This is a genomic window from Burkholderia sp. GW821-FHT14F03 (genome assembly GCF_058803765.1).
Window position 1 is genome coordinate 1 of sequence record NZ_JBXAPG010000022.1, and the last position, 16929, is coordinate 16929.

16 protein-coding genes are annotated in these 16929 nt (G+C 70.9%); 11 read left to right on the plus strand and 5 right to left on the minus strand.

The annotated features are described in order from the left end of the window. Nucleotides 1–262 precede the first annotated feature (262 nt). Nucleotides 263–481, minus strand: a complete 219-nt coding sequence (locus tag AC1RQF_RS16510) for a type II toxin-antitoxin system HicB family antitoxin (RefSeq protein WP_274004217.1) — start codon at nucleotides 479–481, stop codon at nucleotides 263–265. Nucleotides 482–933: 452 nt separating this feature from the next. Between AC1RQF_RS16510 and AC1RQF_RS16515 the strand changes: the two genes are divergently transcribed. The 3 genes from AC1RQF_RS16515 to AC1RQF_RS16525 are packed head-to-tail and all read left to right on the plus strand — an operon-like array spanning nucleotide 934 to nucleotide 2806. Further along, complete coding sequence (locus AC1RQF_RS16515; protein WP_274004218.1) at nucleotides 934–1317, plus strand: BlaI/MecI/CopY family transcriptional regulator; 384 nt, start codon at nucleotides 934–936, stop codon at nucleotides 1315–1317. Beyond that, nucleotides 1314–1631: a hypothetical protein gene (locus AC1RQF_RS16520; protein WP_274004220.1), complete on the plus strand. Its 318-nt coding sequence runs from the start codon at nucleotides 1314–1316 to the stop codon at nucleotides 1629–1631. The genes AC1RQF_RS16515 and AC1RQF_RS16520 overlap by 4 nt, the downstream gene beginning before the upstream one ends. Beyond that, nucleotides 1628–2806 (plus strand): acyltransferase family protein, encoded by a 1179-nt coding sequence (locus tag AC1RQF_RS16525; protein ID WP_492872490.1) that lies wholly within the window; start codon nucleotides 1628–1630, stop codon nucleotides 2804–2806. Before AC1RQF_RS16520 ends, AC1RQF_RS16525 begins: the two co-directional genes overlap by 4 nt. 226 nt (nucleotides 2807–3032) lie before the next feature. On the opposite strand, the gene AC1RQF_RS16530 is transcribed toward AC1RQF_RS16525, so the two are convergent. Beyond that, nucleotides 3033–4265: an MFS transporter gene (locus AC1RQF_RS16530; protein WP_492872491.1), complete on the minus strand. Its 1233-nt coding sequence runs from the start codon at nucleotides 4263–4265 to the stop codon at nucleotides 3033–3035. Between the two features lie 91 nt (nucleotides 4266–4356). Here AC1RQF_RS16530 and AC1RQF_RS16535 point away from each other — a divergent pair, with 91 nt between their 5' ends. The 5 genes from AC1RQF_RS16535 to AC1RQF_RS16555 all read left to right on the plus strand — a co-directional run bounded on the left by AC1RQF_RS16535 (nucleotide 4357) and on the right by AC1RQF_RS16555 (nucleotide 10150). Continuing rightward, nucleotides 4357–5313, plus strand: coding sequence for a LysR family transcriptional regulator (locus AC1RQF_RS16535; RefSeq protein ID WP_492872492.1), 957 nt, complete (start codon nucleotides 4357–4359; stop codon nucleotides 5311–5313). 252 nt (nucleotides 5314–5565) lie between these two features. Further along, nucleotides 5566–7146: a tetratricopeptide repeat protein gene (locus AC1RQF_RS16540; protein WP_274004227.1), complete on the plus strand. Its 1581-nt coding sequence runs from the start codon at nucleotides 5566–5568 to the stop codon at nucleotides 7144–7146. A gap of 190 nt (nucleotides 7147–7336) precedes the next feature. Then, nucleotides 7337–8302 (plus strand): PRC-barrel domain-containing protein, encoded by a 966-nt coding sequence (locus tag AC1RQF_RS16545; protein WP_492872559.1) that lies wholly within the window; start codon nucleotides 7337–7339, stop codon nucleotides 8300–8302. Continuing rightward, nucleotides 8299–9549, plus strand: coding sequence for an MFS transporter (locus AC1RQF_RS16550; RefSeq protein WP_492872493.1), 1251 nt, complete (start codon nucleotides 8299–8301; stop codon nucleotides 9547–9549). Before AC1RQF_RS16545 ends, AC1RQF_RS16550 begins: the two co-directional genes overlap by 4 nt. Before the next feature lie 19 nt (nucleotides 9550–9568). Beyond that, nucleotides 9569–10150, plus strand: coding sequence for an FUSC family protein (locus tag AC1RQF_RS16555; RefSeq protein WP_274004229.1), 582 nt, complete (start codon nucleotides 9569–9571; stop codon nucleotides 10148–10150). Between the two features lie 54 nt (nucleotides 10151–10204). Here AC1RQF_RS16555 and AC1RQF_RS16560 read toward each other — a convergent pair whose 3' ends face one another. Beyond that, nucleotides 10205–10558, minus strand: coding sequence for an RcnB family protein (locus AC1RQF_RS16560; protein ID WP_274004231.1), 354 nt, complete (start codon nucleotides 10556–10558; stop codon nucleotides 10205–10207). A gap of 89 nt (nucleotides 10559–10647) precedes the next feature. Further along, entirely contained in the window at nucleotides 10648–12399 is a 1752-nt protein-coding gene (msbA, locus tag AC1RQF_RS16565; protein WP_337995326.1) for a lipid A export permease/ATP-binding protein MsbA, read from the minus strand. A gap of 185 nt (nucleotides 12400–12584) precedes the next feature. Between msbA and AC1RQF_RS16570 the strand changes: the two genes are divergently transcribed. From AC1RQF_RS16570 to AC1RQF_RS16580, 3 genes are all read left to right on the plus strand, one after another. Further along, the gene (locus tag AC1RQF_RS16570) at nucleotides 12585–13340 is read left to right on the plus strand and encodes a glycosyltransferase family 2 protein (RefSeq protein ID WP_492872494.1); all 756 of its coding nucleotides are present in this window, start codon (nucleotides 12585–12587) and stop codon (nucleotides 13338–13340) included. A 76-nt stretch (nucleotides 13341–13416) separates the two neighbouring features. After that, the gene (locus tag AC1RQF_RS16575; protein WP_492872495.1) at nucleotides 13417–14259 is read left to right on the plus strand and encodes a glycosyltransferase family 2 protein; all 843 of its coding nucleotides are present in this window, start codon (nucleotides 13417–13419) and stop codon (nucleotides 14257–14259) included. Nucleotides 14260–14384: 125 nt separating this feature from the next. Then, nucleotides 14385–15662: an O-antigen ligase family protein gene (locus tag AC1RQF_RS16580; RefSeq protein ID WP_492872496.1), complete on the plus strand. Its 1278-nt coding sequence runs from the start codon at nucleotides 14385–14387 to the stop codon at nucleotides 15660–15662. 7 nt (nucleotides 15663–15669) lie between these two features. Here AC1RQF_RS16580 and AC1RQF_RS16585 read toward each other — a convergent pair whose 3' ends face one another. Continuing rightward, nucleotides 15670–16863, minus strand: coding sequence for a glycosyltransferase family 9 protein (locus tag AC1RQF_RS16585; protein WP_492872497.1), 1194 nt, complete (start codon nucleotides 16861–16863; stop codon nucleotides 15670–15672). Nucleotides 16864–16929 lie beyond the last annotated feature (66 nt).

Consider the following 16929-nt stretch of genomic DNA (forward strand, 5'->3'; position numbering starts at 1 on the left):
TCGTTTTTTCGGCATCGGCATATCCATGACTTTTACCTCTCATGATATGCCCCGCCCACAAAATCCCGGACAGGTCCGCGCCGACCGGGAGACTCGCTTCTCCTTATGTATGCAGCAAGTTCTACGGTCGGTTCAATTAAAAGCCAAGTCAAGCACGCGCAACCAGCGCAAGCACCTCAGCGCCCCATTGATTGACGTGCTTGCCCGAGGCTCGCACCACGCTACCAACATCCGCATGAGCCTCCAGGCAAATTCCGCAGCATCAGTTTGCCCGGAGCGATTTTCCCGGCGTCACGCCACGCTCGGCGCTGTCGGCCAGGAAATCATCGCCCGCGACCTCGAACGCGCGCCGAAGCGCCCCCATCGTCTCGCCATGAAAGCCGATGATCGGGGTCACGCCCAGCACTCGCCCAACAAAGATATTGTCCCGATCGTCGAATTCGATGTGAGCCGTGCAGCCTTTGTATTGCATGGTATTCACGGATTCCCTCCTGCCCACTCCAAGAACTCACGGGCCGCTTCCCCCTGGTAACGGCGCGCCTCCTTGCCCGGATACGAAAAATGGCGGCGCTGACGATGCCGTCGAGGACCCGCTTCACACGCGCGCCCTCTTACTCCAACACCTCACCACCCAACGACTGCATTAGCGCGCCGATACAGGCAAGCGCCAAGTTGCCCGAAACGGGCTCCGCGAAAATCCCCCCGGCGTTTTACGATGTTTGAAACGCATGCGCAAATGACCGCGCATTCTGCCATCACGCCATGATGGAACGGCCCACCGACCGGGTACCGCGTTCCTCCCGGCTCCCCGCTTCACGTCCAACCTGAATCGAGACGCTGCTCGCGCGGCCGGATCTCCATCACAGCAATGTAGACAATTCTTTCTAGACAAATTATTCTACATCGCATCGCACCACCCGCTCCGACTCCAAGATGGCCAAGACTCCCCCACCCACCAAACCGACCGCCGCCGAACTCGATCTCCTGCGCGTGCTGTGGCCGCTCGGCCCCGCCACCGTGAAGCAGGTCCATCAGACCATGCAGGCGGAGCGCCCCGACGTCACCTACGCCACCGTCCTGCGCCAGATGCAGATCATGCATGCCAAGGGGCTACTGACGCGTGACGAAAGTGAACGCTCGCACGTATACGCACCCGCGCACAGCCAGAACGCCCTGCAAACCCGCCTCCTGAAGGAACTAATCCACAAGGCGTTCTCCGGCTCGGGCAAGGCGCTCGTGCTGGCCGCGTTGCGCGGGCACGTCACGAAGAAAGAACGCGACGAGATCCAGCAATTCCTGCACGGAGAGGATCGGTGAGCGCTGCGTCCCCGGTGTTCGTCCAGGCCGTGGGCTGGGCGCTCCTGCATTTCGTCTGGAAAGGCGCGTTGATCGGCATCGCTGCGGCGCTGTCGCTCAGGCTGCTTCGCGAAGCCGATCCGCGCGCCCGTTATGCGCTGCTGACCAGCGTCGAAGGCGAAACCAACGACTACGCGCTCGTGCGTCCGCCCGGCCGCGCGCCCCTGCTCGCCGCGGCCTATTACGACGCCCCCGGCTTCAGCTGGGAAGCCCGCGAAGCCGTGCTGCGCGAAGCGGGCGCGGCCTTCGTGACATGGGCGACGGAGGCCGCGTGAACACGAGCGCCGCGCCCCGGAATCATCGGATCGACGTGCTGCGCGGCATCTCGATCCTGCTCGTCCTGTTTCATCACTTCAACATCGCCTACCGCCTGGATGACACCACGCTCGCGCACCTGTTCGGCCGGGAGGCGGTGCGCGCGGTCGCGCGCAACGGCAACTACGGCGTGACGATGTTCTTCGTCATCTCGGGCTACCTGATCACCGCGAATACGGCGCGGCGCTGGTCCGGACTCGGCAACGTCCCGATCCGCGCGTTCTACGCCTTGCGGATCGCGCGCATCCTGCCCTGCCTGCTGTTGCTGCTGGTCGTCGTCAACGTGCTCGCCGCCGTCGGCGTCGCAATCTTCCAGAATCACGCCGAAACCGGCTCACCGGTGTCCTTCTGGCTCGTGAACCTCGCCTCGCTGACGTTCTGGATGAACGTGCTGATCGGCACACACGGCTGGATCAACTACCCGCTCGGCGTGCTGTGGTCACTGTCGGTCGAAGAGGTGTTCTACCTGTCGTTCCCGCTGCTGTGCGTCGCCTTGAGGCGCGAGTCGCGGCTCGTCGCCTTCTGGATCGCGATCATCCTCGTCGGCCCCGTGTATCGATACACGCATCAAGGCGATGCAGAGAATTTCCTCTACGCCTACTTCGCCTGCTTCGATGCGATCGCGATCGGGTGCTGCACGGCCCTGCTCGCCCGACGCGTCGCGCTGCGCGAGCAGGCCCGCGCGTGGCTGCACTGGCTCGCCGCCGCGGCGATGGTCGTCCTGTACCTGTCCTGGCCGATCAGCGAAGCCAACGTGCCCGGAATCACGGCGATGGCGCTCGGCACCGCCGCGCTGCTGCTCACCGGACAGGAAAACCCTGCCGAAGCGACGCGTCGGCGCGCACGCGCATCCGCGTGGCTCGAATGGTTCGGCCGCCTCAGCTACGAGTTGTATCTGTTCCATCTGATCGTGCTCGGCCTGCTGAAAGCACGCTTTCCCCGGCCGGACGTGACGGGCGACGACAAGCTGGCGCTGCTGGCCGTCTATCTGCTGCTGTCGGCCGCATCGAGCGCGTTGATCGCGCGGTGCTACGCGGAGCCGCTGAATCGCGGCATACGGCGACGGCTGACGCCGGGGCTGTCGTCGCCGGCGCGGCGCGGCGCGACGTCCGGCGCGCTCGATCCCGACGCCTGAACGCGACGCATGCACGACCTGAGCGCGCCGATGCGCGCGCTCAGGTCGCCGGGCATCCCGGCGCGCGCCGCGCGAAGCCGGCCGGAAACGGCACGAGCGAGACGCGGGCGAGACGTGACGGACCGAGCATCCCTCGGGTCACGCTCGCAACCTGCGCGTCGCGGCATCGCAATCGACGCGCCACCCGCCGCGCACGGCAGCGCACGGCGCGCCCGGCCGGCCGCGCTCACTCGCGCCCACCCGCCCCCGCGAGCCCGTCCACCCCGCGCGCGCCACGCGCCGCTCGCGCCAGCCAGTAGCGCGAAAACGCCCACGCCCCGAACGCGGCCAGCGTCAGCAGCACCGACGCGAGCGGCAGCCCCCACACGCCCCAGTGGTCGGCCACCCGCCCGCCGATGCTCGCGCCCAGCGAAATCCCCGCGAAGATGCCCGACGAATTGAGCGCGAGCACCATGCCGCGACAGCCCGGTTCGAGCGCCACCACGCGCCGCAGCTGCGACGGATAAAACAGGTCCTGCATCAGCGCCCACACCATCAGCAGACCCAGCGCGCCGACGAAACGCACGCTGTCGGGCAGCCCGCCCTCGAAGACGAGCAAGCCGCAGAACACCGGCAGCATCGCGCCCATCGCGATCCCGAGCAGCCGATCGGCCGACGCGCGTCGCGCCGCCCGTTGCGCGACGAGATTGCCAAGCACGCCCGTCACGCCGAACACGAGCAGCGCGAACGCGCCCGCCTCGGCGCTCGCGCCGAAGCGGGCGGTCAAGAACGGCAGGATCAGCGTGTAGGTCGCGAAGAATGCGGCGGTCTGCAACACCACCACGGCGAGCCCGGCCCCGGTCGCGGGCCGCGCAAGCAGGCGCGCGAGCCCCGCCGGGCGCATCCGTTCGCCGCGCGTCGCATCGTGCACGCGCGCCGCGATCCAGGCCGCGCTGCCCAGCGCGAGCGCGGCGAGCAGGCCGTACACCGCGCGCCAGCCCAGCATCTGCGCGACCCACGCCGCGAGCGGCGCGCTGATCACGCTCGACAGCGTCACGCCGACGAACACGATCGCGAGCGCACGCCCCTGCCGTTCGCCGGGCACGAGCCCCGCGCCGATCGCCGTCGCGACCGGGCTCACCGCCCCCGCGCCGACGCCGGCCGCGACGCGCGTCGCCATCAGCCAGCCGAAGCTCGGCGCGAACGCGCCGGCCAGCGTGCCCAGCGCCATCGTCAGCAAGCCGCCCAGCAACAGGCCGCGACGGCGCCGATGCCCCGCGACGATCTGGATCAGCGGCGCGCCCACCGCGAACGTCACCGAAAACGCCGCCATCAGCAAGGCTGCGCGCCCCGGCGCGATCCCCCAGTCCGCCGCGAGCCCCGGCAATGCGCCGACCGTCCCATACGACATGCTGCCCATCGCGAAATTGGCGCTGGCGAGCGCGAACAGTGCACGCCGTTCCTGCCGTTCCATCGTCATCGCATCCTCCCGTCCGTCATGCGCGGCCCCGACGGCCACGCCCGGCGCCAGTGTGCGCAAATCCTTGGTATATTTGAAATCGATTATAGATATGAAAGCCATCCATATGCCCGATATGTCTGCCCCGCTGCGCAGCGCCGATCTCGGCCTGCTCGTCGCGCTCGACGTGCTGCTCGACGAGGCCAACGTGACGCGCGCGGCCGCCCGGCTGCATCTGAGCCAGCCGGCCCTGTCCGCGCAGCTCGCGCGGCTGCGCGCCTTGCTCGGCGACCCGCTGCTGGTGCCCGCGCAGAACGGCCGCGGCATGACGCCGACCGCGCGGGCGCTGGCGATCCGCGCGCCGTTGCGCGCCGCGCTGCACGGGCTGCACGCGGCGCTGCGGCAAGGCGAGGCGTTCGATCCCGCCGACGCGACGCGCACTTTCCAGGTCATCGCGAGCGACAACGGCGTGGTGATGGTCGGGCTCGATCTGCTGAGACGCGTCGAAGCGGACGCGCCGGGGCTGCGCATCGGCTTTCGCAACGCGAGCGCGGACACCTACGGCGCGCTGCTCGAACGCGGCGACGCCGATCTGCTGATCGCCGCCGGTTTCGCGGTGCCGCGCGGCATGCAGGCGCAGCCGCTGCTGCGCGAGCGCTACGTGATGGCGCAGCGCAAGGGGCATCCGCGCGGGCTCGCGCCGCCCGATCTCGACGCGTACTGCGCACTGCGCCATGTGATCGTGTCGGGCGACGGCGGCGGCTTCCACGGCTTCATGGACGATCTGCTGCACGCGCGCGGCCTGACGCGCCAGGTCGCGGTATCGGTCCACCAGTACCACCTGGCGCCGCTCGTGCTGGAGGCGACCGACTGCGTATGCGCGTTGCCCGAGCGCTTCCTGATGCGCTTCGCCGACCGGCTCGACCTGCTGCCGCTGCCGCTCGACACCGAGGGCTTCACGCTGCACGCCGCATGGCACCCGCGCTGGCAGGCCGATCCCGCGCATCGGTGGCTGCGTGAGCAGTTGTATGCGCTGAGCGCGGCGCAGCAGATCGAGGCGTCGGCCTAGCCCCGGCGGGATGACGACGCGACGCGCTGCCGAAGCCGGTGCGCGCGGGTCGAGCCGCCGAGGTCGCGGCCCATCGGCCATGCCCCCGGTCGGGCAGGCTGATCGCCGCCGAACCCGCGCCCCCGCGCGATCTCCGCAAAAACCCGCCCCTGCCCACCCCGCCGTCAATCCCTTATGATGACCCGGCGTTGCCCGGCCGCTCATCCGGGCAACGCCGCCGCGCCCGCTGCAAGACCGCCCCAGGAATCGAGGATGAACCACCCGTCTCAAGCCGCCGTGCTCGAACAACACGCGCAGGCCGCCGCCCGCGCCGGACGCGCCGACGAAGCGCTCGCACACTGGCGTGACGCGCTCGCGCTCGACCCGTCGCGCCTGCCCGCCTCGCTCGACCTCACGTATCTGCTCGCCGAGTCCGGCGCGACCCGCGCGGCGATCGACTGGTGCGCGCAGTGGGCGGCGCGCGCGCCCGGCTCGCCGCTGCCCTGGCTGCAGGCCGGCATCCTGGCGTCGAACTACCTGACCGACGGCCAGGAGGCCATCGAACACTTCCACCGCGCGCTGCGCATTGCGCCGCGCGACAGCCGCGCGCACGCGGCGCTCGCCCAGCTCTACCTGTTCTCGCACGATCCCGCGCTGATGCGCTTTCACGCGGCGCGCGCGCTCGACGAGGCCGATCCGGCCGACGCCTTGCGGATCCGCTGCCGCTACCTGTCCGACTACGGTCGCGCGGCGGCGGACGGCGAGGCCTGGCTCGCCGCGCACCCGGACGACGTCGACGCGCTGCTGACCGTCGGCAAGGCGCACTACATGCAGCGCGCGTTCGACGCCGCGCGGCCGTGCTTCGAGCGTGCGGTCGCGCTCGCGCCGACCCGCATCGACGCGATCGGCGCGCTCGGCGAGCTGGAGATCCTGCTCGGCGACACGGCGGGCGGCTGGCGTCGCCTCGACGGCCTCGCGAACGCGGCGCATCTCGACGCCCGCTATCCCGGCCTCACCCCGTTCCACGATCGTCGCTGGCGCGGCGAGCCGCTCGCGGGCAAGCGCATCCTGGTCGCGTACTACGCGGGCATCGGCGACAACCTGATGATGGCGCGCTACGCGCGCGACCTGAAGGCGGCCGGCGCGCACGTGACCTTCGCCTGCCGCCCGGAACTGCTGCGGCTGATGCAGGATCTCGACGGCGCCGACGAAGTCGCCCCGACCTGGCTCATCGAGCGCTGGCCCAGCTTCGACTACTGGGTGTTCGACTACCTGCTGCCCGCCCACCTCGGCATGCCCGACGGCGCGCGGCGCGCGTATCTGCACGCGCCCGCGGCCGCGCGGCAACGCTGGGCCGCCGAACTCGCGCGCTACCCCGCGCCGCTCAAGGTCGGCCTCTGCTGGTACAGCAACCCGCACAATTTCAGCGGCATCGACCGCTTCGTGCCCCCCGCCGCGCTCGCGCCGCTCGCGCGCATTCCCGGCATCGACTGGTTCGTGCTGCAAAAGAACGGCGCGAACGACGCCCTCGCCGAACAGGCGGGCCTCATCGCGCACGATCTGTCGAACCGCTGGGCGGACTTCGCGGACACGGCCGGCTTCATCGACGCGCTCGACCTCGTGATCTCGATCGATTCGTCGCCGCTGCATCTCGCGGGCGCGCTCGGCAAGCCCGCATGGGGCCTGCTGCCCGCCGCGCCGGAATGGCGCTGGGGCCTCGCGGGCGAGCATTCGGCGTGGTATCCGTCGCTGCGGCTGTTCCGCCAGCACACGCTGCACGACTGGGACGACGTCGTCGCGCAGGTCGACGCGGCGCTGCGCGCGCGCGTGGCCGACGCGCGCACGGTGCGCTGAGTCCGGCCGGTTTTCGCGCCGCATGCGCGGGCGCGCCGCCCCCCGCCCGGCATCGACCGCGCACGGCCTTTGCGCGGCGGCCCCGCGTCACAGGTTAAACTCTCCCCTCGCGCGCCGCCCCGCCGGGCGGTCGCGGTCAATGGCAGCCGCGCCCCCGCGCGGCCTGCACCGACCCATGGAGCATGTCTTGATGCGCGGCGGCCTCTCGCGACCCATCCTTCGTTTGCCGAATCCCGTCGTCACCGCGACTCCGATCCTCCTCGCCGCGTTCGCGCTGTCGGGCTGCGCGCTGCTGCGCGCGCCGCAGGCGCCCGCGCCGATCACCGACGCGCTCGTGATGCCCGTCGAGCCGGCCAGCGAGCCGGTCGCGACGCCCGAGCCCGCGTCCGAGCCGGAGGCGTCCAGCGCCGGCCAGAAAAAGCCGCGCAGGGAGCCTCCGCACCCGCCCAGGATCGCCCGGCCCGCGCCGCCGCCGCCTCCCCCGCCGCCGCCGCCGCCCGCGCCGCTCGTGACGATGCGCGCGATCGATCGCGGCCAGGTGCACTCGTTGCTCGACAGCGAGGTGCAAAAGCGCGGCGGCAAGGTGATCGGCCGCGCGGTCGACATGGTCGCCGACGCGGCGGGCAAGCCGCGCGAGATGATCGTCAACCTGCAGGGCTTCATGGGGGTCGGCGATCGCAAGATGAGCTTCCCGTGGAGCCTGTTCCGCTTCACGCCGGGCGGCCGCAACGAGCCGATCGTGCTCGACCTGCCGGCCGGCCAGCTGTCCGCCGGCGCGCGCCCGCACATCGTGCCGCGCGACGGCCCGGTGAGCGACAGCGCCGCGGCAAGCCGCATGCCGGTGCTCGACAGCGACGTCGAACGCCCGAACGGCGCGAAGGTCGGCCGCGTGGTCGACGTGCTGATCGACCGCGCCGCGCAGCCGCAGGCCGTCGTGCTCGACGTGAGCGGCCTCGTGAGCCCGGACCGGCGCACGATTGCCGCGAACTGGTCGGCGCTGCGCTTCGCGCCGAAGGACAAGTCGCTGCGCGCGCTGCTCGATCTCAGCGAGGCGCAGATCAAGGCCTCGCCGCCGTACGCGCACGACAAGCCGATCCTCGCGGTCTCGCCCGCCGCCGCCGGCACGCCGGCCTCCGCTCCGGGTGCAAGCCGATGACGGTCCACGCGGTAAGCGCACGCAGCCTGCGCGCCCTCGACTGGCTGAATTTTTTCGTGGCGAACGTGCAAACCGGTTTCGGGCCGTTCATCGCGTCCTATCTCGCCTCGCACAAATGGACCCAGGGCGAGATCGGGATGGTGCTGTCGATCGGCACGATCAGCGCGATGGTGAGCCAGGTGCCGGGCGGCGCCGCGGTCGACGCGCTGAGGAACAAGAAAGGCGCGGCGGCCTGGGCGATCGGCGCGATCATCCTGAGCGCGGTGCTGCTCGCGTCGAGCCCGACCATCGTGCCGGTGATCGCGGCCGAGGTGTTCCACGGCTTCGCGAGCTGCATGCTGGTGCCGGCGATGGCCGCGATCTCGTTCGCGCTGGTCGGGCGCGCGAACCTCGGCGACCGGCTCGGCCGCAACGCGCGCTGGGCGTCGATCGGCAGCGCCGTCGCCGCCGGGCTGATGGGCCTGACGGGCGAGTATTTCTCCGCGCGCGCGGTGTTCTGGCTGACCGCCGCGCTCGCGCTGCCCGCGCTGGTCGCGCTCGCGATGATCCAGCCGACCCACGCGGTCGCGACGCCCGCCGCGCCGCGGCCCCGCGACGACAACGCACTCGGCGAGCGCGAGACCCTGCGCGAGCTGCTGCGCGACCGCCGCATGCTGACCTTCGCCGCCTGCGTCGTGCTGTTCCATCTGTCGAACGCGGCGATGCTGAACCTCGCCGCGGGCGAGGTGACGGCCGGCATGGGCGACAACGTGCAGCTCGTGATCGCGGCGTGCATCATCGTGCCGCAGGCGATCGTCGCGATGCTGTCGCCGTGGGTCGGGCGCTCGGCGCAGCGCTGGGGCCGGCGGCCGATCCTGCTGCTCGGCTTCTCCGCGCTGCCGATCCGCGCACTGCTGTTCGCGGGCGTGGGCAGCCCCTACCTGCTGGTGCCGGTGCAGATGCTCGACGGCCTGAGCGCCGCGGTGTTCGGCGTGATGCTGCCGCTGATCGCGGCCGATGTCGCGGGCGGCAAGGGGCGCTACAACCTCTGCATCGGGCTGTTCGGTCTCGCGGCCGGCATCGGCGCGACGCTGAGCACCGCGCTCGCCGGCTTCGCCGCCGACCATTTCGGCAATGCGGTCAGCTTCTTCGGCCTCGCCGCCGCGGGCGCGCTCGCGGTGCTGCTGGTGTGGCTCGCGATGCCCGAGACGCGCGATGCCTCGCCCCTGGACAACCCGGTGGAACCCTCCGCCGACGCGGCGCGCTGACGCGCCGACCGGAACGCCCATGGACCCTCAAACCACCTTCACCGAGGCCCGCCGCCAGATTCAGCAGTCGGTGCTGTCGCTGTTCAAGGGGCTGTCGCTGCGCGAGCGGGTGGTGCAGGGCGCGCTGATGGCGCTGCAGGCGGTGATCGGCGCGAGCCTCGCCTACGGGATCGGCCGCGCGCTGCACACCGAGCAGGCGGTGTGGGCGGCCGTCACCGCGATCGCGGTGACCCAGCACAACTACGCGGACACGATGAGCCTGTCGCGCGACCAGTTCATCGGCGCGATGGTGGGCGGGGTGCTCGGCTTCGCGGGCGCCGCGTTCGGCGGCGGCCACTACCTTGCCTATGCGATCACGATCGTGGTCGTGATCATCTGCTGCTGGTGTCTCAATGTCGGCAGCGCCGCGCGGCTCGGCGGGGTGACGGCGACCATCGTGCTGCTGTTCCCGGGCAACGGCCCGCTGTGGGACATCCCGCTCGTCCGGCTCGGCGAGGTGACGCTCGGCACGCTCTGCGCGCTCGTGGTGTGCTGGACGTTGTCGCTGTTCGAACGGCGCGTGCTCGCGAAGCGCCGGGACGCCGACGCCCCGCGCATGTGAAAAACGGGCGCTGCTGCGCCCGTTTCCGTGTCGTGCCCGATCGATTCCGCGTGCTTACGGCCCGATCCGCAGCACGACGCCCGTCGAGATCTGCACCAGCAGATAATCGCCGCCGACGCCGACCCAGTGATAGCCGCGCGGCGGCGGCGTCAGGCGATAGGCGCGCCAGTCGTCGATCACGTACTGGCGATCCCAATACTCGCGCGGCAGGCGATCGCCGCGCCGCCAGTCGCGGTGGGTTTCCTCGACGCGCGGCGGCGGGCCGTCCGGACGATGCTCGGGCGCCATCTCGTGCCGCTCCGGGCCGCCGGGACCGGAGCCGGGACCGCCGTAGCCCTGCGCATGCGCGAGCGGCGCGACCAGCGCGCCCGCCACCACTGAAGCCAGCAACACACGATGCATTCTCATCGAGGATCTCCCGTGTCGAGCCCGCCGCCCAATGCGGCGTGGCAGCAGCGAGCCTAGCATAGTCGCCCCGCGCCTTGCAGGTCGGCCGCTCAGGCCGCCTGCTGCTGGTACTGGATCCGGTGCAGGTGCGCGTAGAGCCCGTTCTGCTTCAGCAGTTCGTCGTGGCTGCCCGCTTCCGCGATCCGGCCCGACTCCAGCACGAGGATCCGGTCCGCGCGCTCGATGGTCGACAGCCGGTGCGCGATCACGAGCGTGGTGCGCCCTTCCATCAGGCGTTCCAGCGCGGCCTGCACATGGCGCTCGGACTCCGAGTCGAGCGCGGAGGTCGCCTCGTCGAGGATCAGGATCGGCGCGTTCTTGTAGATCGCGCGCGCGATCGCGAGCCGCTGCCGCTGGCCGCCCGACAGGCGCATCCCGTTGCCGCCGACCAGCGTGTCGAGGCCGTCCGGCATCGCCGCCACCGCGTCGGCCAGGTTCGCGGCCTCGAGCGCCGCCTGCACGCGCGCGCGATCGGGCGTCTGGCCGTAGGCGACGTTCGCCGCGATCGTGTCGTTGAACAGCACGACGTCCTGGCTGACCATCGCCATCTGGCCGCGCAGCGCATGCACGTCGAAGTCCTGGATCGGCACGCCGTCGACCAGGATCGTGCCGCCCGTCGGATCGAAAAAGCGCGGCAGCAGGTTGACGAGGGTCGTCTTGCCGCTGCCCGACGGCCCGGCCAGCGCGATCATCTCGCCCGGCGCGACCTTGAACGAGATGCGGTCGAGCGTCGGCCGGCCGGTCGCGCCGTAGTCGAACATCACGTCGCGGAACTCCAGCTCGCCGCGCGCGTGCGGCAAGGCCCGGCCGCCGCCCTTCGGCTCGGCCGGCTCGTCGATCAGCCCGAAGATCAGCTCGGCCGCCGTCATGCCGCGCTGCAGCGGCTGGTTGACGTCGATCAGGTGCTTGAGCGGCGAGATCACGAGCAGCATCGCGGACACGAACGCGACGAAGCCGCCGACCGTGGTCTGGTTGCTCGACGACTGCACCACCGCGATCGTGATCACGACCGCGAGCGCGATCGAGGCGAGGAACTGCGTGAGCGGCTGCGCGAGCCCGCCCGACACCGCCATCCGCATCGCATAGCCGCGCAGGCGCTTGCTCATCTCGGCGAAGCGGCTCGATTCGTACGGCTCGCCGTTGTGGACCTTCACGACCTTGTAGCCGGCCACCGTCTCCTCGACGATGTAGGACAGCTCGTTGGTGAGCGTCTGGTGCTCGCGGTTCAGGCGGCGCAGCCGGCGGTTGATCTTGCTGACGAGCCAGCCGATCCCGGGCAGGATCACCGCGACGATCAGCGTCAGGCGCCAGTTCAGGTAGAACAGGTAGCCGAGCAGGAACACCACGGTCAGCGAATCGCGCACGAGCGTGATCATCACGCCCGTCAGCACCGCGAGGATCTGGTTGACCTCGAACACGATCGCGTTGATCACCGTGCTGGCCGTCTCGCGCTGGAAGAACGACGCGCTCGTGTGGAGCATGCGCTCGAACATCTTGAGCCGCAGCTGCAGCAGGATCCGGTTCGATACGTAGTTGAGCAGGTAGCTCGACGCGTACTGCGCGACGCCGCGCACGAGCGCGAGGCCGATCACGGCCGCGGGCACGAACCACTTCGCGTTCTCGCTGCTGTGCGCGCCGAAGCCATGGTCGAGCAGCGGCTTGAGCAGCGCGGGAATCCCGGCCTCGGTCGCCGCGACCACGCCCATGGTGGTGACCGCGAGCACGATCGCGCCGAGCAGCGGCTTGATGTACGGCCACAGGCGGCGCAGCACGGACTTCGGCGAGGTGCCGTCGGCGTCCATCGGTTTGCGTAGAGTGTTCTGGGTTTCCAAGACGATCCTTCTGAGGCCGGCGTCGCGTGCGACGGGCGGTGGCACGCTTGCCGAAAAATGGCGAAACATTATAGCTGGAGCGCCCCGACCACGCGGCCCGGCGCGCCGTCGCGGGTATACTCGCGCTCTATTCCATTGCGCCCTCTTTCGACCTCATGGCAGAACCCACTCTCGGCGTCGCGCTGATCGCGCACAACGCCGGCCGCCGGCTGGCCGAGTGCCTCGACGCGCTGTCGTTCGCGGACGCGATCGTCGTCGTCGATGGCGGCAGCACCGACGACACCGTCGCGATCGCGCAGGCGCGCGGCGCGCGCGTGATCGTCGCGCCGGACTGGCCGGGCTTCGGCCCACAGAAGAACCGCGCGCTCGCCGCGCTCGACACCGACTGGATCCTGTCGATCGACACCGACGAGATCGTGACGCCCGACCTGGCCGCGTCGATTGGCGCGGCGCTGCGCGCGCCGCGGGCCGAGGTGTACGCGCTCGACCGGCTGTCGAGCTTCTGCGGCCACTGGATCCGCCACGGCGGCTGGTATCCCGACTGGCTGCCGCGGCTGTTCCGGCGCGGCGCGGCGCGCTTCTCGGACGATCTCGTGCACGAGCGCCTGGTGTTCGAGGGCCCCGCGCGGCGGCTCGACGGCAAGCTGCTCCACTATTCCTACGAGGATGTCGACGCGGTGCTGCGCAAGCTCGACGCCTATTCGAGCGCGGGCGCGCGCCAGCGCCGCGCGGCCGGCCAGCGCGGCGGCTTCGGCAAGGCGCTCGGCCGCGGCGCCTGGGCGTTCGTGCGCACCTACCTGCTGCGGCGCGGCTTCCTCGACGGCCGCGCGGGCTTCATGATCGCCGTGTTCAACGCCGAGACCGTCTACTACCGTTTCCTGAAGCTCGGCGAGCCGCGCGACGGCGCGTGACGCCCGCGACGGTACAATGCGGACCACGCGCCGCCCGGCCGGCCCCCGCCCTCCCCCAGACCCCACCCAGAGCGCCATGTTCTCCATCATCATCCCGACCTGGAACAATCTCCCGTACCTGCGGCTCGTCATCGAGAGCCTGCGCACCCATTCGCGCCACCCGCACCAGATCATCGTGCACGTGAACGACGGCTCGGACGGCACGCTGGACTGGGTGCGCAGCGAAGGCCTCGACTACACCGCGTCGCCGACCAACATCGGCATCTGCCACGCCGTGAACCTCGCCGCCGCGCGCGCCACGCAGGACTACATCGTCTACATGAACGACGACATGTACTGCTGCCCGGGCTGGGACGCCGCGCTCGCGACGCGCCTCGCGCACATGCCGGACACGCGCTTCATGCTGTCGGGCACGATGATCGAGCCGGTGGACACGGGCAACCCGTGCGTGGTGGTGCGCGACTTCGGCCGCGACGCGGACCGCTTCGACGCGGCGGGCCTCGCCGAGGCGACTGCCTCGCTCGCGCGCGGCGACTGGCTCGGCGCGACCTGGCCGCCGACCCTGGTCCACCGCGACTGGTGGCACCGGGTGGGCGGCTACAGCAGCGAGCTGAGCCCCGGCATGAGCAGCGACAACGATTTCTCGATGAAGATGTGGGACGCGGGCTGCCGGATCTTCCTCGGCGTCGGAGACAGTCTCGTCTATCACTTCCAGCAGAAAAGCACCGGCAAGGTCATCAAGAACAACGGCCGCAAGCAGTTCCTCGCCAAGTGGGGCATGACGCAGGCCACCTTCGACCGCTTCTACCTGCGGCGCGGCGAACCGGCCGGCGCGACGCTCGCGCTCGCCGATCCGCCCGTCGACGGCAGCCTCAAGCGCGCCCTGCTGCGCTCGCGCATCAAGCGCGCATTCGGCTGAACGCGCCGCGCCAAACAGGCGCGCGCGCCGATCCGCATCACGTATACTGCGCTGCTGTCCGTCGTGGCTCCGCCGCGCGCCGACGCGGCCCGAGCGCCGCGCCTTTTCACCTCTGGCCCGTTCCGATGCAATCTGTTCCAACCCCCATTTCACGGCGCCTGATCGCCGCCCGCGTCTTCGCCCTCATCGCGCTGTGCATGGTGCCCGTCTCGACGGCGCTCACCAACGTGTTCTGCGCGCTGTTCGCCGTCGCCGCGCTGAGCGCGCCGGAATTCTGGCGCAACCTCCCCTCGCTGGTGCGGCAACGCGCCTCGCTCGCCGCGCTGCTGCTGCTCGGCGCGCTCGCGCTGAGCGTCTCGTACACGGTCATGACGCCGACCTCGGTGGCCTGGGAATGGGTCGCGAAATACAACAAGCTGCTGCTGCTGCCGTTCGCGGTGCTCGTCTTCAAGGACGCGCACCCGTCGTGGGCGACGGCCACGCGCTGGAGCTGGTTCCTCACGCTGTGCGTGATCCTGCTGCTGTCGACGACCAACTACCTCGGCCTCACCCACCTGGGCCCGGCCTATCACACCGAGCTGCCGCTGTCGCGCGCCTGGGTGTTCAAGAACCACATCGCGGCAGGCATGTTCGGCGCGCTGCTGTTCTACCAGGCCTTCGACTTCGCGCTGTCCACCCGGTCGTGCCGCGCGCGGCTCGCGTTCGCCGCGGTCGGCGTGCTCGCGCTGCTGAACGTGTTCGTGATGCTGCAGGGCCGCACCGGCCAGCTGATCGCGGTGCTGCTCGCGTTCGTGGTCGCGCTGCGCTTCATCCTGATCCAGCGCCGCAAGGCGCCGCTGCGCGCCGCGCTCGCGGCGGGCCTGCTGCTCGCCGGCGTGGCGGCGCTGGTGGTGGCCGCCTGCACGATGCAGGGCGGCCGGCTGACGAAGGTCACGACGGAAATCCGCGACTACCAGCAGCACGACGCGATCACCTCGACCGGCCTGCGGCTCGAGTGGTATCGCAAGGGGTTCGACCTGTACGTGCAGCGGCCCGTGCTCGGCTATGGCGCGGGCGGTCTGCAGTATGAGTTCGCGAAGCTGGCGGAAGGCCGCACGAAGGCCGAGGGCATCCTCACCTCGAACCCGCACAACGAGTACCTGCTGATGGCGGTTCAGCTCGGCGCGGTCGGCCTGCTGCTGTTCCTCAACCTGCTCGTGCAGATCTTCCGGACGGGCTGCGCGCTCGATCCGCGCGCGCGGCAGCTGCTGTACGCGTGGCTCGCGATCTTCGCGATCGGCAGCCTCGCCAACTCGCTGCTGCTCGACTTCGCGGAAGGCCACCTGCTGGTGCTGCTCGCCGGCATCCTGCTCGGCTGCGGCCACCGCGCCGCGCCCGGCTACCGGGTCGCGCCCGCCGTCTGAGCGGCCGTCAGCCCGCGCGCGGCGGCCGCGTCAGCGCCGACACATCGATCGGCGCAACCTCTGGAGCCGCCGGCGCCTCGGCCGGCAGGCCCAGCATCTCGAGCGCCGCGCCGGTCACGCGCGCCACGCTCAGATTCACGAGGCAATCGCTGCGGCTGTCGACATGGCGCTCGCAGCCTTCGTGCCGGCACGGCACGCAGTCGCCCTCTCCCTGCATCAGATAGACATTGGCCAGGCGGCCGGAGCCGCGCAGCGGCCACGGATTGCGGTCGGCCGGCCAACCTTGCGGCCAGGGGCCCCAGCGCACCGGATCGGACGGCCCGAACAGCGCGACGGTCGGCGTGCCGGTGGCCGCCGCGACATGGGTCGCGCCGGTATCGGGGCCGATGAACAGGCGCGCGCGCCGCACCAGCTCGGCGCTCTCGGCGAAGCTCAGCTCGCCGACCAGGTTCAGCAGGTCGCCGCCCGCCCGCGCCGCGATCTCGTCCGCATACGCGCGCTCGTTCGCGGCCGGGCCGCCGCTCAGCGCCACGGCATAGCCGCGCGCGCGCAGCCAGCCGACGAGCGCGACCCAGCCGTCGGCGCGCCATTGCTTGTAGGCATACATCGGATACGGATGCAGCACGACGAGCGGCCGCCCCGCCGCGACCGCCGCCGACGCCGCGAGCCGCGCGTCGAAGCGCGCGCGCGCCGCCGGGTCCGCGCCGATGCCCGGCGCGACCACCTGCGGGACCGGCTCGATGCCGAGCGCGGACGCCAGCGCGAGCGTGCTCACCACGGTATGCGCGGACGCATGATGATTGATCGCGATACGGTTCAGCATCAGGCGGGTCCACCAGCTGACCCGTTCCGGATCGACGAGGCCGGCCCGCTGCCTGCCGCCGAACCACGCGTAGAAGCGCGGCCGGTCCGAGCTGAGCGCCGCGCACGCGAGGTCGTAGCGCCGCCACAGCGCGGCCGCGTCGCGCAGCCGTTCGCCGAACTTCGCGCGCGGCTTGACGAGGATCACCCGGCGCAGGTCGGGATTGCCCTCGAGCACGCCCTCGGTGCCGCGAAACACCAGCATGTCGATCTGCGCCTCGGGCCAGCGCGCCTTCAGCGAGCGGACGAGCGGCGTCGTCAGCAGCACGTCGCCGATGCGGCGGGTGGCGACGACGAGGATGCTGCGCGGCGGGCGCGAGTCGGAAAAGAGAGCGGCCAAGGCGGTTGCTTCCGTGGAGCGGGCTGATGAGGCTGGCAATGTACGCGATTCCCGCGCGGCGCGCCG